We start from the raw sequence: 19,848 nt of genomic DNA, 5'->3' as shown, positions 1-19,848 counted from the left end.
GACACCCCGTACCCGCCCCTGACCCGCTCGCCGAGGGCGCCCCCCACCCCCACCACCACGATCGCGACCGCGACGATGCCCCTGGGCAGCCAGGCGACGATGCTGTGGATCATCACGCTGATCGGGTTCGGCCCGAAGACGCCGAAGGCCAGCTGGAGCGCCATCAGCAGGACCGCGTAGTAGACGATCTTGCAGATGATGCCGGTCATGTCGTACTTGGAGCCGCTCAGGTACCGGGCCATCCCGGCCCGCTCGGCGACCTTCTCGGAACCGACGCGGCGCAGCACGCGGTCCAGGATCCGGGCGATCGCCTTGGCCACGAACCAGCCGATGGCGAGGATCACCAGGAAGGCGATGAACTGCGGGACGACCTTGGCGATCTTGCCCCAGGCCTGGGTGAAACCCGACCCGAAGTCGACGGAGAGTGCGAGCTGCTGAGCCACGGAGTCCTCCACTCGATGACACGGCGCCACGAGCGGCGCAGGCGACCCCCCACCCTTCGTGGATAGCAGCACCCCACCCCGACCGCGCGCGCCGGATTGTCCGGGATGGTTCCGTCGGGTGAACGGTCCCGCCGTCCGCACGCGTACAGTGGCGGTCCGGGCCGACGGGGGCGGGGGCCACGGACTGCGGATCGACGGTGACAGGGCGGGACGGAGCTGGACTGTGCTGGACGGTGCGAAGGTGAACGGTGGCGGTGCGGGCCCGGGTGCCACCGCGGGCGAAGGTACGGGCGCGGGCACGGGTACGGGCCCGGGTGCCGGTGCGGCCGCGCACCGGGCGCTGCGCTGGCAGGTGCGGCCCCCGGTGGCCCGGGCGGCCGTCCTGGTCCTGCACGGCGGTGAGGAGCACAACCTCGCCCGGCCCCGCCGGTTCAACCTCCCGCTGCTGCGGATGCACGGCTTCCTGCGCGGCCTGGCCCGGGAGACCGCGGGCCAGGACGTCGCCATCGCCACCGTCCGCTACCGCCACCGGGGCTGGAACGGTGCCCGCGCCGACGCCGCCCGGGACGCGTCCGCCGCACTCGACGAACTGACGGCCGCGCTCGGCCCGGTGCCCACCGTCCTGGTCGGCCACTCCATGGGCGGCCGCGCCGCGCTGCGGGCCGGCGGGCACCCGGCCGTCACCGGCCTGGTCGCCCTCGCCCCCTGGTGCCCGGCCGCCGACCCCTGCGAGCAGCTCGCCGACCGCGATGTCCTGCTGCTGCACGGCGACCGCGACACCGTCACCCTGCCCGCCGACACCCACGCCTTCGCCGCCCGCAGCCGCGCCGCCGGCGCCCGCGTCTGCGGCTACACCGTCACCGGCAGCGGCCACGCCATGCTCCAGCGCATCCCCGACTGGCACCGCGCCACCACCCGCCTCACCACCGGCCTCCTCGGCTTCCGCCCCCTCCCCGCCGAGACCGCCTCCGCCCTGGCCCTCCCGCCCGCCTCCCCCGAGGCCTTCACCCTCCCGCTCCCCCGCCAGCCCCGCACCGCCACCCCCTGACACCGGCGCCCCACGCCTTACCGCCGGGGCCGCCCTCGGCCCAGAGGGTGAGACCGGCCTCGGTAATGGTGAGCTCGCGTATTCAACTCGGGCAGTCTGGTCCCGCATCTCCGGGACGACGGCCTTGATGCCGCGTTTGCACAGGTAGGCGCGGTTGGCACGGTTGGCACGGGACGAGTAGGCCTCATAGGCGTTGAGGGCCGGGAGTTGGATCAGCTCTGGCAGGGGCCGAGCGAGACGCCGTGCTGGTCGCAGCGATCAACGAGTGGCCATGACCAGCAGGGCCTCGACAACCCCTGCTGGTTGGCCGACCGTGGTTCACCGGAGTACCGGTCCAAGCCCGCCTTCGAGCGCCGTTGTGGCTCGAACCAGTGCACGTAGCGCGGTGAGGCGTCGCGAAGATCGATGCTGAGTGGGTACGGGTCGAACTCGTCCAGGAGCAGCTTGCGCAGGAATTCGACCATGCCGCAGGGGAACAGGGTGAAGTCGTCGCGGGTGTGGCGGCCACAGACCACGACAGGCCAACGGTCTGGGTCAGGGTCGGCCATAGGCCGCCGCGGCGACGAACTGCGCAACGGCCCCCTGCCGGACGCGTCGATCGACTGGCTCAGGACCGACTTCTTCAGGACCGACCTCGAACTCGGCCGCTGTCTCAGGCTTCCCGTGGAGGGCCCCTGCGCGTGCGACCTCTACCTGACCTGCGCGATGGTCGTCACCACGCCCGGGTACGCGCCACGGCTGCGGGCGCGACGCGAAGTTGAGCAAGCCCTCGCCCGCGACGCCGCCGAGCGCGGCTGGGACCGCGCGGTCGAACGCCACCGCTGCACCGGCGACCGTATCGACAGGCTCCTGGTCGGCCTCGGACAGCCCAGCAGCACCGAAGCGGAGGCCGGACACCCCGGTGCTCGGTCACACCACCAAGCCGCTACCGGAGTGGTCCCCGCTCGTCGATGAACACGGTGGGCTCCGACGAGAAGGCATCGGCGGTCACGGGGCCGTAGGCGACATTGAAGGTATCCAGCCAGTACGACCAGTCCTGCGTCCCCGCCGCACTGCTGAAACGGTAGTTGAGCTGCCAACGGACCCACTGTCCGGGGACAAGACGCACAGCCGGGGGACGCCGCGGCCGAGCCGGTACGGCGAACAGCGGCTGCACTCGGGGAAGGACCCGCAACCGTCCGTCGGCCTCGCGAAGCTGGACGTCGACCTTGCCCAGTTCCTCCTGGCCGCCACTGGGTTCGAAGCCGTCACGCTCATGCATGCGGACCACGTGCGCCAACGAGGACGGCGCGTTCGGGATGGTGAAGCCGACCGGGGCCGCGTTCCTGCGAGCTGCGGCCTCTCCTCCCCGGGACCGCTTCGTCCAGGACGTCCGTATCCACTGGACGGTGATCTCCACGGTCTCCACCCCTGCCACTCCATCGAAGATCTCACTTTACGTGGGCACCATCCGGCGCGGCCCGGGACGGGCCCGCCCGCCCGGTCGGTCGATCGGTCGGTCGGTCGGTCAGACGAGGAAGCCGCCGGAGACCTCGATGCGCTGGGCGGTCATCCAGCTCAGGCCCTCCGACGCCAGTGTGGCGATGGCGTCGCCGATCTCCTCGGGTTCGCCGACGCGGCCGAGCGCGGTCTGTCCGGCCAGCCCCTGGCGCATTCCGTCGTCATCCCGCATGACGCCGCCGTTGAAGTCGGTGGCGGTCGGCCCCGGGGCGATGGAGTTGACCCGGATACCTCGGGGGCCGAGCTCTGCGGCCAGGGTGCGGCTCAGCGCTTCGACGGCGGCCTTCGAGGCGGAGTAGACCGAGGTCGCCGGACTGGTCCGGCGGGTCAACGACGACGAGACATTGATGACCTGGGCGCCCTGCGCCAGCAGCGGCACGAGCGACTGGATGAGGAAGAACGTGCCCCGCACGTTCGTGCCGAACACCGTGTCGAAGTCGTCGGCCGTGACAGCTTCCAGCGGACCGAAAACGCCGACCCCCGCGTTGTTGACCACGATGTCGAGCCGCGAGGCCTCCCAGCGCTCGAGCAGTGCGCTCAGCTCGGAAGTGAGGGCTCCGAAGGAGGAGATGTCGCTGATGTCGAGACGTACGACAGCGGCGGTCCCACCCGCGGCGTGCACGTGCCGCGCGGTCTCCTCGGCCCCGGCCGCATCACCGCGATGAGTGACCGCGACCCGCACCCCGCGCGCCGCCAGCGCGAGGGCCGTACTCCGGCCCAGGCCGCGGTTCGCGCCGGTCACCAGAGCGATCCTGTCGGCTGTCATCAGCTGCTCCCTCATCGCACGGCGCCGAAGCGGCGTCGGGCACCGTCATCAGATGCGAGTCGGACGACTCGCCTTTCTGCGGCAGCGTAGGCACGCCGAAAGAGGCGAGTCAAGTGACTCGCCTCGGGTCTGGGGCATACTGCACGCATGGCAGCAGAGCTCTCCGCACACCACCGCCGTCTCGCCCAGCAGAAGCGTGCGGCGATCATCTCCGCAGCCACGGACCTCTTCCTGAGCGGCGGCTACGACGGAACCTCCCTCGCCCGCATCGCCGAAGGGGCGGCCGTCTCGAAGTCCACCCTGTTCAAGCAGTTCCCCACCAAGGCAGCCCTCTTCGAGGCCATCGTCACCGAGTCCTGGCAGCGTGACACCGCGGACACCGCCGCGCGCCCCCAGGCCGGAGACCTGCGCTCCGGCCTGACCTCCATCGGCCACCGCTACGCCGACCTGATCAGCCGGCCCGGCATGACGGCCCTGTTCCGCATCGTCATCGCCGAGCTGCCCCGCTTCCCCGAACTGGGGCAGATGCAGTTCCGGCTCGGCAAGCTGCCCTACTTCACCTCGGTCCAGCGCTACTTGGAGTCGGAGCACGAGGCCGGCAACGCCGACGTCCCGGACGCCGAGAGCGCCGCCAACCAGTTCCTCGGGATGATCGCCAACTACGTCCTGTGGCCCCGCATGCTGCTGACCGACTGGGACCCCTCGGCCTCCGACGTCCGCTACGCCGTCGAGCAGGCGGTGGAGACCACGCTCGCCCGGTACGCCTCCGAGCGGCAGGCCTGATCCACGGGGAACTCGTACGCCGCCGCCCAGCGCCGCAGGGGGTTCGCGGAGCCGTGAGCGTGCGGGACCCGGTAGCCGTCGTCGAACGATGGCGAGCTCAGGTGAGGGGCGTGAGGTCGCCGTGGGGGGTGGTGAGGTAGGCGGGGAGGTCGGGGTGGCGCTTGAGGAGGGTGGCGAGGTCCTCGGTGCCGGCCATCGGGGGCGGTTCGAGGAGGTGGCCGTGCTGCTCGGGTGGGACGAGTCCGCGGACCAGGGACCGCTGGACGGTGCGGTCGTGGCGGGTGGCGCGGCCGGTGCCGCCCTCGGGGTCGCGGGCGAGGGCGCTGACGCCGCCGCGGGCGGAGAGCTGGTCGAGGCCGGGGACGAGGCGCCAGAGCTGCTGGGCCTGGTGGCTCTGGAGGGAGCCGGCCAGGTTGGCCTCCAGGCCGTGGGCGTGGCAGAGGTCGACGAAGTAGCGGACCTCGTCGAGGGTGAGGATGCGGGCCCGGGCGAGGCCGTGGGTGTCGGTGTCGTGGCGGTCGAGGTCGACCAGTTCGGTGCTGCCGGCGGTGGAGACCAGACCGATCCGGGCGACCTTGAGCAGGATGCTGGTGTCCAGCATGATCGCGTCCGCACCGGCCGCGGCGCTCGCCTCGACCATCGCCCGGATCGCCGCGCGGTCGGTGCGGCGGGCCCGGGTCAGGCCGTAACGGTCGTGCGGGAAGGGCTCGGTGACCGCGACGTGGGTGCCGCGGGCGGCGTCCGGGAGGGCGCCGGCGGCCTTGAGCGCAGCCTCCTCGGGGAGGCCGGGCAGCCCGAGGGCGTCCGCGTGGTCGGCGAGGTCGAAGGCGCCGGGGGCGTCCGGGGCGCAGGGCTGGTACTCGCGCAGGCCGACCAGGGCGCGGCGGACCTGCGGGAGGGTCTTCCGGGTGTCCCACAGGTCGAGGTCCTGGGCGAACAGCACGGCCATCACCCGGGTCGCCGACAGGCCGTCGGCCCTGCGGACGGTGGCGACGATCTCGCGCAGCACCTCGTCGGCCTGATCCGCCGTCATGCCGTCCAGGCCGACCTGACGATCCCGCACGAGTGCACCCGGGTGCCCATCGCGAGGGCCACTCCGAGGGCGGCCTGCGCCGCCTTGCCGACCTGCTCGTAGGCCGACTTGGCCAGGGCCAGGCCGTTGTCGGCCCGGCGGAAGAGCAGTTGGTCCTCGCCGATGTTGGTGCTCAGCTGGACGGGCAGTGCCCGGCGGGCGGCGAGCACCGCGTCGGCGATGTCCATGATCCGCCGCGGCTTGATGGCGCCGAGGGCACTGCGCGGATCCTCGCTGTCGATGATGCGGGCACCGCCGAGCGCCGCCTCGCGTGCCTCCTGCGGTCCGAACACACTGACCAGCAAACGCCGATCCGCTTCCACGGAACCCACCCCTCCGATGGTCTGCCGGGAATCCTCGGGCACGTTAGCGAGGGGTGGGCATGGGGCACCCGTGTCGTTCACTCGTTCGGATGAATCTGTTCCGATCCACCCCGAGCCCGGAGCCCGGAGCCCTCAGCACGCGGGCGGCCAGGGCGGCCAGGGCGGTCACAGCGGTCAGGCCGTCGGCAGGGGCTGGGGAGCCGCGGGGCCGGTGTAGCGGGCGGCCGGGCGGATGATCTTGGGGTCGGCGGCCTGCTCCAGGATGTTGGCACTCCAGCCGATCGCCCGGGCCGCGGCGAACGTGGGGGTGAACATCTCCCTCGGCAGGCCGCAGAGGTGCATCACCACGCCGGCGTAGAACTCGACGTTGGTGTGCAGTTCGCGGCCCGGCTTGAGTTCGGCCAGGATCGCCTCGACCCGGGCCTCCACCTGGACGGCGAGGTCGACGAGTTCACCGCCGAAGGATTCGGCGACGCCGCGCAGCATCCGGGACCGCGGGTCCTCGGTGCGGTAGACGGCGTGGCCGAAGCCCATGATCCGGTCGCCGGCCAGGACGTGCTCGCGGATCCAGCCGTCGATCCGGTCCGGGGTGCCGATCGCGTCCAGGGTGTCCAGGGCCCGGCTGGGCGCGCCGCCGTGCAGGGGCCCGGAGAGCGCGCCGAGCCCGCCGACCAGGCATGCGACGAGGTCGGCCCCGGTGGAGGCGATCACCCGGGCGGTGAAGGTGGAGGCGTTGAAGCCGTGGTCCACCGTGGAGATCAGGTACTGCTCGATCGCCCGGGCCTCGGCGGGCCCGGGCTCCTCGCCGGTCAGCATGTAGAGGTAGTTGGCGGCGTAGCCGAGGTCGTCGCGCGGTTCCACCGGCTGGCGGCCCTGCTGCAGCCGGTGCAGCGCGGTCAGGACGGTGGGGACCAGCGCGGTGGCGAACAGCGCGTCCTCGATCCGCTGTTCGGGCGCGGTGTCGTAGAGGGGGCGGATGCCGCGGTCGGCGGCGGCGACCGAGAGCGCGGCGCCCAGGGTGGCGAGCGGGCCGCCGTGCGCGGTGCTCGCCGCCAGTGCGGGCAGGAGCGGACGCAGGGCGTCCGGCAGGCGGCGCAGCGGGGTGGTGCGGGCGAGGAAGGCGGTGCGGGCGGGTGCGTCCGGCAGTCCGCCGAGGAGCATCAGGTGCCAGACGTCCTCCAGGGTGCGCTGTTCGGCGAGGTCGATCGCCGAGTACTGGCGGTAGCGGTAGAAGCCCTCCAGGCCGCGGACGTCGCCGAGTTCGGTCTCGGTGACCACGACGCCCTTGAGGCCGCGGGGGACCTCGATCTCGGTGGTGCTCGGCATGGCAGTGGCCCTTCTCGTGGATCTTCCCGCCCGGTGCTCCGGCGACGTTCTGTACTCTCCGACCATGGATCCATGTTGTCAATGTTGATTGAAATCAATGTGTAATACTGTGGATCATCAAGGCGCGGAGGCGTCACAGGACGACGAGGACGGACCATGGCCGAACGCTTGACCACCCAGCAGGTCGCCGAGCAGCTCGGCGTGAAGGTGGAGACGGTGTACGCCTACGCCAGCCGCGGGCAGCTCAGCAGCGAGCGGGCCCCGGGAGGCAAGGGCAGCACCTTCGACGCCCGCGAGGTCGCCGAGCTGGCCGCCCGCGGCCGTCGCGCGCCGGTGCGGCCGGCGGCGGGCGAGCCGTCGGGCGCCGAACCGGGGTGGGGCAGCGAACCGGTCGAGGTCCGGACCGGGCTGACCCTGATCGAGAACGGCCGGCTCCACTACCGCGGCCGCGACGCTGTCGACCTGGCCGCCGGGCACGGCTTCGAGGCCGTGATCGGCTGGTTCTGGGGGCTGGACACCGACGCCCCGGTGGAGCTGCGGGTGCCGCCGGCCACCGCCGAGGCGCTGGCCCGGGCCGCCGCCGCGCTACCCGACGGGATCCGGCTGCCCGACCGGCTCCGGATCTCGGTCACCGTCGCCGCCGCGCTCGACCCGCTCCGCTTCGACCTGCGCGAGCAGACCGTCCGGGCCGCCGGGGCGGCCCTGATCGCCGGGATGGTGGAGGCCCTGCCGCGCACCGCACCCGACCCCGGGCCCGACGCCCCGCTGGCCGCGCGGCTGTGGAGCCGGCTGGCGCCCGCCGCCCCCGCCCCCGGGGAGCTGGCCTGCCTGGACCGGGCCCTCGTGCTGCTGATCGACCACGAGCTGGCGGTCTCCACCGTGGCGGCGCGGGTGGCCGCCTCGGCGCGGGCGCATCCGTACGCGGTGGTCTCCGCCGGACTCGGTGCCACCGACGGCCCCTTGCACGGCGCCGCCAGCCCGCTGGCGCACCGGATGCTCGCCGAGGTCCTGGCCGACGGCGCGGTCCCCGTGGTCTCCGACTACCTGCGCACCGGCCGGCCGATCCCGGGGCTCGGCCACCGGCTCTACCCGGACGGCGACCCCCGGGCGGTCGCCCTGCTCGACGCGGTCCGCCGACTCGACGGCGGAGCGGAGGTGGTGGCGGCGGTCGCCGCGGTGGAGGCGGCCGCGGGCCCGGCCGGCCGGCCCGCCCAGCGGGCCAACATCGACCTGGCACTGGCCGCCATGGCGCTGACCACCGGACTGCCCGCGGAGGCCGGCGAGGTGATCTTCGCCGTGGCCCGCACCCCTGGCTGGCTGGCCCACGCGGTGGAGGAGTACCGCGAGGAACCCCTGCGGATGCGCGCCCGGGCCACCTACACCGGGCCGCGCCCGCAGGACGACCGGGCGGGCTCCGCGCTCAGTGCATGACGTCCCGCGTGGAACAGGAGGATGCCGCGCGGGAAGTGCTCGCGCGCGGCGCCGACCAGCCGCCGGACCACAGGTTCGCCGGTCCGCGCCGCGACCGGCACTCCCTCCCCGGCCCTGTTTTCGCAGGTCAGTAGCCCTGCGGGGATCACGAGCCGGTTCCGCTGATCTCACGGGTTTCTCATCGCGGTGGGCCAGACTGAGCGCCGCCGGCACGAACGCCGCCGGAATGGACGCCGTCCGCCGCCGAGCCGAGGGAGCCGAGGGAGCAGCATGGACGACACCGCCGACCGCCCGGACTGGCGCGTCCTGGTCGTCGACGACGAACCGGACCTGGTCGAGGTGGTCTGCGGCGCCGTCCGCTACGAGGGCTGGCAGGCCCGCGGCGCGACCACCGGTCTGGAGGCCGTCCGGGAGGCCGCGCACTGGCGGCCGCACGCCGTGGTGCTCGACGTCATGCTGCCCGACCTCGACGGCTTGGAGGTGCTGCGCCGGATCCACGCCGAGCAGCCCGAGGTGCGGGTGCTCTTCCTCACCGCCCGGGACGCCGTCGAGGAGCGGATCGCGGGGATCGCGGCCGGCGGTGACGACTACGTCACCAAGCCGTTCAGCCTGGCCGAGGTGGTGGTCCGGCTGCGCGGGCTGCTGCGCCGGGCCGCGCCGACGGACGGGCCGCGCCGACCGCCCGCGCACGCCCTGGTGCTGGGCGACCTCGTCCTGGACGACCGGGCCCGCGAGGTCACCAGGGACGGCGAGACCATCGAGCTCAGCCCGACCGAGTACGCGCTGCTCGCCCACCTGATGCGCCACCCCCGGCAGGTGCTCAGCAAGGCGCAGATCCTGGACGCGGTCTGGTCGTACGACTTCGGCGGGCAGGCGCACATCGTGGAGCTGTACATCAGCTACCTGCGCAAGAAGCTGGACGCGGGCCGCAGCCCGATGATCCACACCGTCCGGGGCGCGGGCTACCTGATCAAGGCCGCGCAGTGAGGCGCGCGACGACGCGCGCAGTGGGACGGGCCGCCGCCCGGGTCACCAGGGCGCTGCGGAAGCTGCTGCCCCGCACCCTGCGGGCCCGGCTGATCGCCGGACTGCTGGTGCTGCTGGTGGTCACCTGCGCCGCCGTCGGCTTCGCCACCGCCGCCGCCCTGCGGCACTTCCTGGTCGACCGCCTCGACCAGCAGCTCGCCGAGGCCGGCGGCCGCTACGCCGCCAGCCTGGAGCACACCGGCACCGGCGCCGGCCCGGACACCCGGGCCCAGACCCCCGGCACCCTGGGCGTGCGACTGCTCGGGGGCAAGGTCACCGCCGCCGGGGTGGTCGACGGCGACGCCGACGACGTCGACGACCCGGACAACGCGGACGACCGGGTCGCCTTCACGCCCGACCAGCAGCGCTCGCTGGCCGCCCTGCCGGCCGGCGGCCCGGCCCGCACCCTGGACCTGGGCGGCCCCCTGGGCCACTACCGGGTCCGCGCGGTGGCCGGGCGGGACGGCGACGTCCTGGTCAGCGGGCTGCCGCTGGGCCCGGCCGAGGACACCGTGACGCGGCTGGAGACCCTGGAGCTGACCGTCTTCGCGATCGCCGTCGCCGCGGCCGGCGCCGCCGGGGCGGTCTGGGTCGGCTGGTCGCTGCGCCCGCTGCGCCGGGTGGTCGGCATGGCCGAGCGGGTGAGCGCGCTGCCGCTCGCCAGCGGCGAGGTGATGCTCGCCGAGCGGGTCCCCGACGACGACCCGCGCACCGAGGTCGGCCGGGTCGGCGCCGCCCTCAACCGGATGCTCGGCCACGTCGGCGACGCGCTGGCCCGCCGGCACGCCGTGGAGGAGCGGCTGCGCGGCTTCGCCGCCGACGCCAGCCACGAACTGCGCACCCCGGTGGCCGCCGTCCGCGGCCACGCCGAACTGGCGCTGCGCCACCCGGGCCAGGTGCCCGGCGAGGTGCGGCACTCACTGGAGCGGATCGACGCCGAGGCCCTGCGGATGGGCGCGATCGTCGAGGACCTGCTGCTGCTCGCCCGGCTGGACGCGGGCCGCCCGCTGGCCGGGGACGAGGTGGACCTCACCCGGATCGCGCTGAACGCCGTGGCCGACGCCCGGGCGGCCGGGCCCGGCCACCGCTGGCGCCTGGCACTGCCCGAGGAGCCGGTCCTGGTGCACGGGGACGAGCACCGGCTGAGCCAGGTGGTGGCCAATCTGCTGGCCAACGCCCGCACCCACACCCCGACCGGCACGGCGGTCGAGCTGCGCCTCGAACCCGGCGCCGGGCACGTCGAGTTGAGCGTCACCGACGAGGGGCCGGGGATCCCGGCGGAGCTGCTGGAACGGGTCTTCGAACGCTTCGTCCGGGGCGACCGGGCCCGCTCCCGGGCCACCGGCTCGACCGGGCTGGGCCTGGCCATCGTCCGGGCCGTGGTCCAGGCGCACGGCGGCACGGTCGAGGCGGCCAGCCGGCCGGGCCGCACGGTGTTCACGGTCCGGCTGTGTCAGCCCGTGGGGCCGTGACGTCCGTCGTACCCGTCCCATCTGCCAGGGCCGTGACGGCCGTACGGAAGCGCTGGCGGTAGTCGGTCGGCGTGGTGTCCAGTCGGCGGCGGAAGGCCCGTACCAGGGTGTCGGTGGTGCCGAACCCGCAGGCGGTGGCGATGCGTTCGAGGGTGTCGTCGCCCGACTCCAGCCGGTGGCGGGCGAGTTCGACCCGCGCGGACTCGATGTAGGCGCTCGGGGTGGTGCCCAGCTCGGTCTTGAAGATCCGGATCAACTGCCGTTCGCTGAGGTGCGCGTGGGCCGCCAGCTCGGGCACGGTGAGCCGGCCGGTCAGGTGGCGCAGGATGTGGTGGCGCAGCTCCTCGATCCGCCGGGTGGTGGAGACCGGCTCCAGCGGGACGCTGAACTGGCTCTGGCCGCTGGGGCGTTTGAGGTACATCACCAGCTGGCGGGCGACCCGCAGGGCGAGTTCCTCGCCGAAGTCCTCGGCGACCAGGGCGAGCGAGAGGTCCAGGCAGGCGCTGATGCCCGCGCCCGTCCAGACCTCGCCCTCGCGGATGAAGATCGGGTCGGCGTCGACCTCGATCTGCGGGTACTCGGCGGCGAGTTGGCCCGCGGTCGACCAGTGGGTGGTGGCCCGCTTGCCGTCCAGCAGCCCGGCGGCGGCCAGCAGGTGCGCTCCGACGCACACCGAGGCGACCCGGCGCGAGCGGGCCGCGAGCCGGCGCACCTGCCCGACCACCTCCGGGTCGGCCACCGCCCGGACCCGACCGGCCGCGTCGACCTCCACCGACCCGGGCACCAGCAGGGTGTCGATGCCGCCCTCGGCGGCGGCCCGGTCGAAGGTCAGGTCGGGCAGGATCCGCACCCCGGCCGCGGTGGTGACCGGCTCGGCGGTGGCGGCGGCCAGCACCACCCGGTAGCCGACCGCGTCCCCGGTCTCCCGCCGGAGCAGCGCGAACACCTCGGGCGGTCCGGTGACGTCCAGCAGGTCGACGCCCTCGAACAGGACGATGACGACCAGCCGCTGCTGCGCGCTCTCCACGGGGCCTCCCTCTCTCACTCCGGTGCCGGTGCCGGTGCCGGTGCCGACGGTCGATGTCGGCGCCGACGGTCGATGCCGACGCCGATGTCGGATTCTGCATGTTAGACGGCATTGCCGCCACACCGGGCCCGCCCGTAGCGTTCCTGGGGCAGGCCGCACCCCGCGTGACCTGCCCCGACACCCCCCAGGCCCGAAGGCGGCACAGCCATGCCCAGCACCACCCTGCGCACCCTCACCGGTCTCGACGACAAGCCCGCCCGGCTCGGCGCGAGCACCCTCGTCCTGGTCGACTACCAGAACACCTACACCCGCGGCGTGATGGAGCTGACCGGCTGGCGCGAGGCCCTGGACGCGGCCGCCGGCCTGCTCGCCCGGGCCCGGGCCGAGGGCGCCACCGTCGTCCACGTCGTCAACGACGGCGGCGCCGGCACCCCGTACGACATCCGCGAGGAGATCGGGCAGATCCACCCGGCGGTGGCCCCGGCCGAGGGCGAGCGGGTGGTGGTCAAGCAGGCCCCGGACGCCTTCGTCGGCACCGAGCTGGGCGAACTGGTCGACGCGGCCGGCCACCAGGAGGTCGTGGTCGCCGGGTTCATGACCCACATGTGCGTCGCCTTCACCACCGCCGGCGCCTTCCTGCGCGGCAACCGCCCCACCGTGGTCGCCGACGCCTGCGCGACCCGCCCGCTGGGCTCCGGCGCCGAGGAGCTCACCGCCGCCCAGGTCCACCGGGGCGCGCTCGCCACCGTCGGGGACCTGTACGGCGTGGTCGTCGAGTCGGCGGCCGAGCTGGGCTGAGCCCGGCCGCGTTCCACCGCCTCCCGCGTCGGCGGGGCGCCCCGGTCCGTCACCCGGGGCACCCCGCCCGGGCGGGGCGGCGGGCGCCGCCCCGCCGGCCCTCCGAGCCTGCCGGGCCCCGGGGCCGGAGGGCAATGGATTCGGTCCTCGCCGAACGGTCTTGCGGAGCGGCCGCCCGCGGGGCGACGATCCTGTCCGTGCTGCGAATCATCTTCGGTACGGACGACTTGGACCGCGTCCGGGTGGCGGAGCGTCCGGACATGTCGATGGAGCTGTCCCTCAGCGTCCACGGCCTGGTCAGCGGCCGCTGCGATCCACGCTTCCAGGTGTGGCGCAACCGGCTGCGGGCGTCCTGGAACCCCCGGACCGCGCTGCTCTTCGACCTCTACACCCCCTCGGCCATCCCGGAGTTCCTCGCCGTGCGCCGCGACCCCGGCGCCACCGAGAGCGCCACCGCCGAGGCGCCCGAGGAACCGCTCCGCGACCACCTGCGATCGGTCGGCGGGACCAGGCAGTTGAGCGCCTTCGCGCGCGGCGTGGCCGCGGGCGACCGGCGGGCCCGGCGACTGCTCGGCAACGTCACCGCCGACTACCAGACCCGCGCGATCGACCCCTACCGGCGGCAGATCGAGACCATCGTCACCACCGACCACGGCCGGCGCCGCCGGCTCGGCGAACCGGACCGGGTCCTCGCCTCGCTGCACCCGTCCGTCTCCTGGCGCCGCCCGGTGCTCAGCTTCCCGCTGGTGGGGGCCTGCCGGCACGACATCCGGCTGGACGGTCGCGGACTCCTGCTCCAGCCCTGCGTGTTCGGCCCCCGCCGCCCCGTCATCGCCCGCTTCGAGGACCCTGGGCAGCAGCCCGTCCTCCTCTACCCGGCGAGGATCAGCGGCCCCTTGCAGCCCGAGCCCGAACCCGCCCCGAGCCGCAACCTCACCGCCCTGCTCGGCCAGACCCGCGCCGCCGCCCTGGAGGCCATCGCCGCCCACGGCCCGTGCTCCACCAAGGACCTGGCCGGGCTGCTGGACATCTCCACGGCCTCCGCCAGCGAACACGCCACCGTCCTCGCCGACTCCGGCCTCACCACCAAGGACCGCGACGGCCGCACCGTCACCCACCGCCCCACCCCCCTCGGCCGCGCCCTGCTGTCCGGCCGCCTCCCCGCCCCGACCCCCGCCCCGACCCCCGACTCGGTCTGACCGGAAGGACGCTCGTGTCGCTCACCCCGGAGGACCGCTGGGCCGTCGTCGACCTGGTCTCGATGCACGGTCACCTCGTCGACGACGGAGACCTCGACCGGCTGGACGAGGTGTTCACCGTCGACGCGGTCTACGACCTCACCGAGTTCGGCCAGGAGCCGCTGTCCGGAGTGGCGGCCGTCCGCGCGGCGGCACGGGCGCTGGGCGCGGGCAACCCGGTCGCGCACCACGTCACCAATGTCGTCGTCACGGCGGGGGCGGACGGCCGGGTGCAGGTCCGTTCCAAGGGGCTGGGGGTCCGGGCGGACGGCTCCTGCGGCTCCGTCTCCTACGAGGACACCGTGGTGCGCACCGCGGACGGTTGGCGGATCAGTCACCGCCGGGTCTCGCCGCGCCGGGCCCCCTTGGGCGGGGCGACGGCGCCGCGCTGACCGCACGCCGCCCCCGGCCAGGGGCGGGGGCGGGGGCAGCGCGCGGGCCGGGTCAGACCAGGGCGGCCTCGATCAGGTCGGCGGCCCTCGACGCGCCGCCGCCCGCGCGGACCTCCCCGCCGATTTCGGCCAGCCGGGCCGCCACCGCCGGGTCGGTGGTGAGCTCCAGTACGGCGGAGCGCAGCGCCTCGGCGGTGGCCTGCTCGGTGTCCAGGCGCCGTGCGACGCCGAGTTCGACCAGCCGGTCCGCGTTCTCGAACTGGTCGGCGGCCTGGGGCACCGCCACCATCGGCAGCCCGCAGTACAGGCCTTCGCTGCACCCGCCCATCCCGGCGTGGGTGATGAACGCGTCGGCCTGGCGCAGCACCGCGAACTGCGGGACCCAGGGGTGCACTTCGACGTTGGCCGGGATCGGCCCCAGCTCCGCCGGGTCGGTCGCCTTGCCGACCTGGAGCACGACGTGCCAGCCGGGAAGGTCCCCGAAGGCCTCCAGGCACGCCCGGTAGAAGGCCGGCTGGTGGGTGAAGGCGGAGCCGAGCGAGACCAGCAGGACCTTCTGCGCGCCCTGCGGCCTGGTCCAACCGCCCTGGTGCTCCCGGTTGTCGAGGCAGGGGCCGGCGAAGGAGAAGACCTCGGGGTCGACCTCGTCGACCGCGCTCTGGAGCGCCCGGGGGATCAGCGCGAGCCCGCGGTCCGGGCGCAGCATGTACGAGAACATGTCGCGGGGCGCCACCCCGTTCTCGGCCAGCCACTTGGCGAAGCGCTCCGGTACGCCCTCCGCCTCCAGGGCCGCCATGACCGTCCGGAACGGCTCCGCCTCGGGGTCGGCCTGGGCGATCCGGGACGGCGAGACCAGCATCGACGGGACGCCCCAGCCGTCGGCCAGGACCCGTCCCGCGTACGCCATGAAGTCGTACAGCACCAGGTCGGGCCGGTCGTCGTGGAAGGCCTCCCGCATCCGGGGCAGCATGGCCTGCGCCTCGCCGAAGACCATGCCGTGCACATTGGTCCCGGGCACGACCGCACGGCCCTTGAGGATCTCCAGGCCGGTCTCGTACGGCACGAGCCGGGCGCCGGTGGTCCCGATCTGCTCGGCGAAGGTCGGGTCGTTGACGTAACTGACGCGGTGGCCGCGGGAGACCAGCTCCCGGATCACGTCCAGGCTGGGGTTGACGTGGCCGTGCGCCGGGATGTTCACCATCGCGATGTGTGCTGGGCGGGGCATGTCGGTACCTCTCACGTGGTCGTCAGAATCCTGCGCGTGAGCTTCTGACGTTACGTCATGTACCGGGGTGGGCGGGCGGCGAGGGGGTTCGGCCGTCGGCCGCGGTCGGGAGGTCGCGCAGGGTCAGCGCGGCCGGCGGCGGCAGCGGTCCGCGGGCCCCGTCGGCGCGGAACGACTGGAGCAGGTAGGCCACCAGGCGCCGGGACGCCGCACCGTCGTCGGGCAGGGCGGTGACCAGGGCGCAGTGGGCCAGCAGCACCACGGCGAGGTCGGAGGGGTGGAAGTCGGGCCGCAGCGCGCCCGAGGCCTGCGCCCGGCGCACCAGGGTCGCGACGTCGCGCTCGGCCCGTCGGCGGGCGTGCGCGTGCCGCGACCCGCTGTCCGGGAAGGCGGTGACGAACGCGGCCGGGAACCCGCGTTCCTCCCGTTGCAACGCGCAGACCGTCTCGATCAACCGCTGGAAGCCCTGCCAGGGGTCGGGGGCGGCCAGGGCCTCGGTGAGCGCCCGCGCGCAGGTCTGCATCTGCTGCGCGAACGCGCCCCGCACCAGGGCGTCCCGGGTCGGGAAGTGCCGGTACAGCGTCGCCACGCCGACCCCGGCCCGACGGGCCACGGCGGCCATCGGGGCGTCGATCCCGTGCTCCGCGAAGACCGCCCGGGCGGCGACGAGGACGCGCTCCCGGTTGCGCCGGGCGTCCGCCCGCACCCCGCCCCGGGCTGTGATCCGAGAGGAATCCACCATCACTGTCTCTCGCTTCCGGTCCAAACGGACGATTGCGTCCACTTGAGAGCCTACGGTCGCTGCCGGACCCGCAAGTCCCCGGGCCGGAAAGGGAGAACGATGAACGACCGGATGATGAAGGCCGTCCTGTACGACCGCTACGGCGGCCCCGAGGTGCTGTACGTGGGCCGCGTGCCACGCCCCGAGCCGGCCCCCGGCGAAGTGCTGGTGAAGGTGCGCGCGTTCAGCGTCAACGGCGGCGAACTGACCGTCCGTTCGGGCCGTCTGCGGCTCCTGAGCGGCCGGACCTTCCCCCAGCGGGTCGGCCTGGACTTCACCGGCGAGGTCGCCGAACCGGGCGCCGGAGTCACCCGGTTCGCGCCCGGCGACCGGGTATGGGGAGTCCTGGGCCGCACCTCCGGGTTCGGCAGCGCCGCCGAGTACGTGAGCGTGCCGGCCGCGCGGGTCGGGCGGCTCCCCGACGGCATCGACCCGGTGGACGCCGCCGCCCTGCCGGTGGCCACCGCGGCCATCACCGCCCTGCGGGACAAGGCCGGGCTGCGCCCCGGCGAGCGGCTCCTCGTCCGGGGCGCGGCGGGCGGTGTCGGCAACGCCGCCGTCCAGCTCGGACGGGCCTACGGCGCCGAGGTCACGGCCCTCGCCCGCGCCACCGGCCTCGACTTCGTCCGCGGGCTCGGCGCGCACCGGGCGATCGACCACCGGACGGTGCGGGCCGCGGACCTGGACCGCTTCGACGTGGTCCTGGACACGGCGGGGACCGACCTGCGGGCCTACCGGCGCCGACTGGCGCCCGGCGGGCGCATGGTCACCCTCGCCTTCGACCCGAAACGGCCCGCCGCGTCCTTCGGCTACCTCGCGGCCAGCACCGTCCACGGACGCGGCCGGGTGCGCTTCTTCAGCGGCAACCCCGGGCAGGCGGACTTCGACGACCTCGCCCGCCACGTGGTCGAGGGCAAGCTGCGCCCCGCGGTGGACACGGTCTTCCCCCTGGAGGAGACGGCGGCGGCCCACCGGGCGCTGGAGGCGGGCGGGGTCCGGGGCAAGTACGTGGTCCGGGTCGGCTAGGACTTCCGGGCTGCCGGGCTGTCGGGTTGCCGGGTTGCCGGGTTGCCGGGCTGCCGGGCTGCCGGGCTGCCGGGCTGCCGCGATGAGAAAGCCGTGAGATCAGCGGGGGCCGTTCGTGGGCCCCATATGGCCTCTGACCAGGGGAAACGGTGGTGATGGCGGGCGCCGGCGGCGGTCCCGCTCAGAGGCGACTCAGAGCTTGCGGTGCGATCGTGGACCGCCCGGGCGGGGCCGTGCCGCCCCCGGGAGTCAAGGAGGTTCCCCGATGGCCACTGCCACCGCACCGAAGTCCCGGCAGGCGCCGGCCGGCCCGCGTCACCGGGCGGCCGAGCGCCCGCCGCTCGCGCTGCCGCCGGGCGCCGCGCTCGGCCTGATCGCCGCCGGCGCGCTCGGCGTGCTCGGGCTGTGGTGGGCGGACACCTCCTCGGTGGCCGGCGCGGCCGGCTGGCTGACCGGCGCCGGGCGGATCACCGGACTGCTCGCCGGGTACGCCGCACCGGTGCTGCTCCTGCTGATGGCCCGGCTGCCGGCCGTGGAGCGCGGGGTCGGCGCCGACCGGCTGGCCCGCTGGCACGCATACGGCGGCCGCTGGCTGGTCGGCCTGGTCACCGTGCACCTGCTGACCGTGGTCTGGGGGTACGCGCTCACCGACGGGCGCGGGCCGCTCGACGAGGGCGTGGAGATCGTCTTCCACTACCCCGACATGCTCAAGGCCGCCTTCGGCACCCTGCTGATGCTCGGCACCGGAGCGGTCTCCGCCCGGGCGGCCCGCCGCCGGCTCTCCTACGAGACCTGGTACCACCTGCACCTGGCCACCTACCTCGCGGTGGCGCTGGCCTTCGCCCACCAGCTGACCACCGGCGCCGACCTCGGCGGCGGACCCGGCCGGGCCGCCTGGTACGCGCTCTACTTCGGGACGGCGGCGCTGCTCGGCTGGTTCCGGCTGCTGCGGCCCTGGCTGCTCGACCGGCGGCACGGGCTGCGGGTCGCCGAGATCCGGCCGGAGGGACCGGGCGTGGTGTCGCTGTTCCTGTCCGGTCGGCGGCTCGACGAACTCCGCGCCGAGCCCGGCCAGTTCTTCCGCCTCCAGTTCCAGGCCCCCGGGCTGCGCTGGGCCGCCAACCCGTACTCGCTGTCCGCGCCGACCCGCCCGGACTTCCTCCGGTTCACCGTCAAGGACCTCGGCGGCCACAGCGCCGCCGTCGCCCGGCTTCGCCCGGGCACCCCGGTCCGGGCCGAGGGGCCGTACGGCGCGTTCACCGGGCGCCGGCAGCGCCGGCGCCGGGTACTGCTGCTCGGGGTGGGCGTCGGGATCACCCCGCTGCGGGCCCTGTTCGAGACCCTGCCGGGCGAGGTCACCCTGGTGCAGCGGGCCCGGCGCGCCGAGGACGTGCTGTTCCGGGCGGAGCTGACGGAGATCGCCCGGCGGCGCGGCGCGACGGTGCACGAGCTGCTCGGCCCCCGCGAGCAGGTCGGCGACCTCGGGGCGGCGCTGGCCCGCCTGGTGCCGGGGCTCGCGGAGCACGAGGTGTACCTGTGCGGGCCCGAGGCCGTCACCGCGGAGGCCGTACGGGCGCTGCGGGCCGCCGGGGTGCGGCCGGGGCGGATCCACCACGAGTCCTTCGCCTTCTGAGCCCGACCACACGAGGAGCCGTCCATGCGCCGAGCCGTCGTCACCAGTGCCGCCACCGCCGCCGGGGTGGTGCTGCTGCTCTCCCTCAAACCGCACCAGGCGACCGGGAACGCACCCGTGATCAGCTCGGGGGCGGGTAGCTCGTCCGGGGCCGATTCCGGGTCCGGGTCCGGCTCGTCCTCGGGCAGCGGGACCGGGTCCGCGTCCCCCGCGCCCGCGCCCGCGTCCGCGGCGGGCGGCGCCACCCGGAAGGTCAGCGGCGACACGATCAACACCCGGTACGGCCCGGTCCAGGTGCAGGTCACCCTCGCCGGGAGCCGGATCACCGGCGTCGACGTGGTCAAGTACCCCACCGAGGACCGCCGGGACCGCGAGATCAACGCCGACGCCCTCCCCACCCTCAACCAGGAGGCGATCTCCGCGCAGAACGCCCAGATCGACGCCGTCAGCGGCGCGACCTACACCAGCGACGGCTACATCCGCTCGCTGCAGAGCGCCCTCGACCGGGCGAAGGGCTGACGCCCGGTGCTGCGGCACG

At 74.5% G+C, this 19,848-nt stretch carries 20 protein-coding genes and 1 pseudogene; 11 read left to right on the top strand and 10 right to left on the bottom strand.

Features of this window, described 5'->3' with window-relative positions:
* Positions 1-443: pseudogene (locus ACFWXO_RS26710) on the bottom strand (hypothetical protein); the annotation flags it as partial.
* A 223-nt stretch (positions 444-666) separates the two neighbouring features.
* On the opposite strand from ACFWXO_RS26710, the gene ACFWXO_RS26705 reads away from it, so the two are divergent.
* The gene (locus ACFWXO_RS26705; RefSeq protein ID WP_380526590.1) at positions 667-1,491 is read left to right on the top strand and encodes an alpha/beta hydrolase; all 825 of its coding nucleotides are present in this window, start codon (positions 667-669) and stop codon (positions 1,489-1,491) included.
* A gap of 212 nt (positions 1,492-1,703) precedes the next feature.
* On the opposite strand, the gene ACFWXO_RS26700 is transcribed toward ACFWXO_RS26705, so the two are convergent.
* From ACFWXO_RS26700 to ACFWXO_RS26690, 3 genes are all read right to left on the bottom strand, one after another.
* Positions 1,704-1,955 (bottom strand): hypothetical protein, encoded by a 252-nt coding sequence (locus ACFWXO_RS26700; RefSeq protein ID WP_380526589.1) that lies wholly within the window; start codon positions 1,953-1,955, stop codon positions 1,704-1,706.
* 461 nt (positions 1,956-2,416) lie between these two features.
* Positions 2,417-2,890: a hypothetical protein gene (locus ACFWXO_RS26695; protein ID WP_380526588.1), complete on the bottom strand. Its 474-nt coding sequence runs from the start codon at positions 2,888-2,890 to the stop codon at positions 2,417-2,419.
* Positions 2,891-2,998: 108 nt separating this feature from the next.
* Positions 2,999-3,757: an SDR family NAD(P)-dependent oxidoreductase gene (locus tag ACFWXO_RS26690; RefSeq protein WP_380526586.1), complete on the bottom strand. Its 759-nt coding sequence runs from the start codon at positions 3,755-3,757 to the stop codon at positions 2,999-3,001.
* 147 nt (positions 3,758-3,904) lie between these two features.
* Between ACFWXO_RS26690 and ACFWXO_RS26685 the strand changes: the two genes are divergently transcribed.
* The gene (locus ACFWXO_RS26685) at positions 3,905-4,540 is read left to right on the top strand and encodes a TetR/AcrR family transcriptional regulator (RefSeq protein ID WP_380526584.1); all 636 of its coding nucleotides are present in this window, start codon (positions 3,905-3,907) and stop codon (positions 4,538-4,540) included.
* A 97-nt stretch (positions 4,541-4,637) separates the two neighbouring features.
* Here ACFWXO_RS26685 and ACFWXO_RS26680 read toward each other — a convergent pair whose 3' ends face one another.
* The 3 genes from ACFWXO_RS26680 to ACFWXO_RS26670 all read right to left on the bottom strand — a co-directional run bounded on the left by ACFWXO_RS26680 (position 4,638) and on the right by ACFWXO_RS26670 (position 7,261).
* On the bottom strand, positions 4,638-5,603 hold the full coding sequence (locus tag ACFWXO_RS26680) for a hypothetical protein (RefSeq protein WP_380526582.1): 966 nt from the start codon (positions 5,601-5,603) through the stop codon (positions 4,638-4,640).
* Positions 5,570-5,905, bottom strand: coding sequence for a hypothetical protein (locus ACFWXO_RS26675; RefSeq protein WP_380526580.1), 336 nt, complete (start codon positions 5,903-5,905; stop codon positions 5,570-5,572). Before ACFWXO_RS26675 ends, ACFWXO_RS26680 begins: the two co-directional genes overlap by 34 nt.
* A 204-nt stretch (positions 5,906-6,109) precedes the next feature.
* Positions 6,110-7,261, bottom strand: coding sequence for a citrate/2-methylcitrate synthase (locus ACFWXO_RS26670; RefSeq protein WP_380526578.1), 1,152 nt, complete (start codon positions 7,259-7,261; stop codon positions 6,110-6,112).
* Between the two features lie 156 nt (positions 7,262-7,417).
* Here ACFWXO_RS26670 and ACFWXO_RS26665 point away from each other — a divergent pair, with 156 nt between their 5' ends.
* The 3 genes from ACFWXO_RS26665 (at position 7,418) to ACFWXO_RS26655 (ending at position 11,190) form a co-directional block, all read left to right on the top strand.
* Positions 7,418-8,692, top strand: a complete 1,275-nt coding sequence (locus ACFWXO_RS26665; RefSeq protein WP_380526576.1) for a citrate synthase — start codon at positions 7,418-7,420, stop codon at positions 8,690-8,692.
* A 270-nt stretch (positions 8,693-8,962) separates the two neighbouring features.
* A complete protein-coding gene (locus ACFWXO_RS26660; RefSeq protein WP_380397058.1) occupies positions 8,963-9,679 on the top strand; it encodes a response regulator transcription factor in 717 nt (238 codons plus the stop codon).
* Between the two features lie 20 nt (positions 9,680-9,699).
* Positions 9,700-11,190 carry a sensor histidine kinase gene (locus tag ACFWXO_RS26655; RefSeq protein ID WP_380526574.1) on the top strand — a complete coding sequence of 497 codons (1,491 nt, stop codon included), beginning with the start codon at positions 9,700-9,702 and terminating at the stop codon, positions 11,188-11,190.
* On the opposite strand, the gene ACFWXO_RS26650 is transcribed toward ACFWXO_RS26655, so the two are convergent.
* Complete coding sequence (locus ACFWXO_RS26650; protein ID WP_380526572.1) at positions 11,156-12,217, bottom strand: GlxA family transcriptional regulator; 1,062 nt, start codon at positions 12,215-12,217, stop codon at positions 11,156-11,158. The two genes, ACFWXO_RS26655 and ACFWXO_RS26650, sit on opposite strands and share 35 nt — an antisense overlap.
* A gap of 207 nt (positions 12,218-12,424) precedes the next feature.
* Here ACFWXO_RS26650 and ACFWXO_RS26645 point away from each other — a divergent pair, with 207 nt between their 5' ends.
* The 3 genes from ACFWXO_RS26645 to ACFWXO_RS26635 all read left to right on the top strand — a co-directional run bounded on the left by ACFWXO_RS26645 (position 12,425) and on the right by ACFWXO_RS26635 (position 14,645).
* Positions 12,425-13,015, top strand: coding sequence for an isochorismatase family protein (locus ACFWXO_RS26645; RefSeq protein ID WP_375884294.1), 591 nt, complete (start codon positions 12,425-12,427; stop codon positions 13,013-13,015).
* Positions 13,016-13,212: 197 nt separating this feature from the next.
* Positions 13,213-14,214, top strand: coding sequence for an ArsR/SmtB family transcription factor (locus ACFWXO_RS26640; protein WP_380526571.1), 1,002 nt, complete (start codon positions 13,213-13,215; stop codon positions 14,212-14,214).
* Positions 14,215-14,228: 14 nt separating this feature from the next.
* Positions 14,229-14,645, top strand: coding sequence for a nuclear transport factor 2 family protein (locus ACFWXO_RS26635; protein WP_380526570.1), 417 nt, complete (start codon positions 14,229-14,231; stop codon positions 14,643-14,645).
* Positions 14,646-14,697: 52 nt separating this feature from the next.
* On the opposite strand, the gene ACFWXO_RS26630 is transcribed toward ACFWXO_RS26635, so the two are convergent.
* On the bottom strand, positions 14,698-15,870 hold the full coding sequence (locus ACFWXO_RS26630) for a macrolide family glycosyltransferase (protein WP_380526568.1): 1,173 nt from the start codon (positions 15,868-15,870) through the stop codon (positions 14,698-14,700).
* A 55-nt stretch (positions 15,871-15,925) separates the two neighbouring features.
* Complete coding sequence (locus ACFWXO_RS26625; RefSeq protein ID WP_380526566.1) at positions 15,926-16,612, bottom strand: TetR/AcrR family transcriptional regulator; 687 nt, start codon at positions 16,610-16,612, stop codon at positions 15,926-15,928.
* Positions 16,613-16,711: 99 nt separating this feature from the next.
* Between ACFWXO_RS26625 and ACFWXO_RS26620 the strand changes: the two genes are divergently transcribed.
* The 3 genes from ACFWXO_RS26620 (at position 16,712) to ACFWXO_RS26610 (ending at position 19,829) form a co-directional block, all read left to right on the top strand.
* Entirely contained in the window at positions 16,712-17,677 is a 966-nt protein-coding gene (locus ACFWXO_RS26620) for an NAD(P)-dependent alcohol dehydrogenase (RefSeq protein ID WP_380526564.1), read from the top strand.
* Between the two features lie 265 nt (positions 17,678-17,942).
* Entirely contained in the window at positions 17,943-19,310 is a 1,368-nt protein-coding gene (locus ACFWXO_RS26615; protein ID WP_380526562.1) for a ferric reductase-like transmembrane domain-containing protein, read from the top strand.
* A gap of 24 nt (positions 19,311-19,334) precedes the next feature.
* Positions 19,335-19,829 (top strand): FMN-binding protein, encoded by a 495-nt coding sequence (locus ACFWXO_RS26610; RefSeq protein WP_380526560.1) that lies wholly within the window; start codon positions 19,335-19,337, stop codon positions 19,827-19,829.
* The last annotated feature ends 19 nt before the right edge of the window (positions 19,830-19,848 follow it).

Source organism: Kitasatospora sp. NPDC059088 (genome assembly GCF_042738155.1).
Taxonomy (GTDB): domain Bacteria; phylum Actinomycetota; class Actinomycetes; order Streptomycetales; family Streptomycetaceae; genus Kitasatospora.
This window is presented reverse-complemented; position numbering and strand designations above follow the sequence as displayed.

Excerpts from the sequence above, each read along its gene's own strand:
- ACFWXO_RS26685 (WP_380526584.1), top strand. The coding sequence starts at position 3,905 with ATGGCAGCAGAGCTCTCCGCACACCACCGCCGTCTCGCCCAGCAGAAG.
- ACFWXO_RS26630 (WP_380526568.1), bottom strand. The coding sequence starts at position 15,870 with ATGCCCCGCCCAGCACACATCGCGATGGTGAACATCCCGGCGCACGGC.
- ACFWXO_RS26690 (WP_380526586.1), bottom strand. The coding sequence starts at position 3,757 with ATGACAGCCGACAGGATCGCTCTGGTGACCGGCGCGAACCGCGGCCTG.
- ACFWXO_RS26610 (WP_380526560.1), top strand. The coding sequence starts at position 19,335 with ATGCGCCGAGCCGTCGTCACCAGTGCCGCCACCGCCGCCGGGGTGGTG.
- ACFWXO_RS26620 (WP_380526564.1), top strand. The coding sequence starts at position 16,712 with ATGAACGACCGGATGATGAAGGCCGTCCTGTACGACCGCTACGGCGGC.
- ACFWXO_RS26645 (WP_375884294.1), top strand. The coding sequence starts at position 12,425 with ATGCCCAGCACCACCCTGCGCACCCTCACCGGTCTCGACGACAAGCCC.
- ACFWXO_RS26660 (WP_380397058.1), top strand. The coding sequence starts at position 8,963 with ATGGACGACACCGCCGACCGCCCGGACTGGCGCGTCCTGGTCGTCGAC.
- ACFWXO_RS26615 (WP_380526562.1), top strand. The coding sequence starts at position 17,943 with ATGGCCACTGCCACCGCACCGAAGTCCCGGCAGGCGCCGGCCGGCCCG.
- ACFWXO_RS26665 (WP_380526576.1), top strand. The coding sequence starts at position 7,418 with ATGGCCGAACGCTTGACCACCCAGCAGGTCGCCGAGCAGCTCGGCGTG.
- ACFWXO_RS26700 (WP_380526589.1), bottom strand. The coding sequence starts at position 1,955 with ATGGTCGAATTCCTGCGCAAGCTGCTCCTGGACGAGTTCGACCCGTAC.
- ACFWXO_RS26625 (WP_380526566.1), bottom strand. The coding sequence starts at position 16,612 with ATGGTGGATTCCTCTCGGATCACAGCCCGGGGCGGGGTGCGGGCGGAC.
- ACFWXO_RS26670 (WP_380526578.1), bottom strand. The coding sequence starts at position 7,261 with ATGCCGAGCACCACCGAGATCGAGGTCCCCCGCGGCCTCAAGGGCGTC.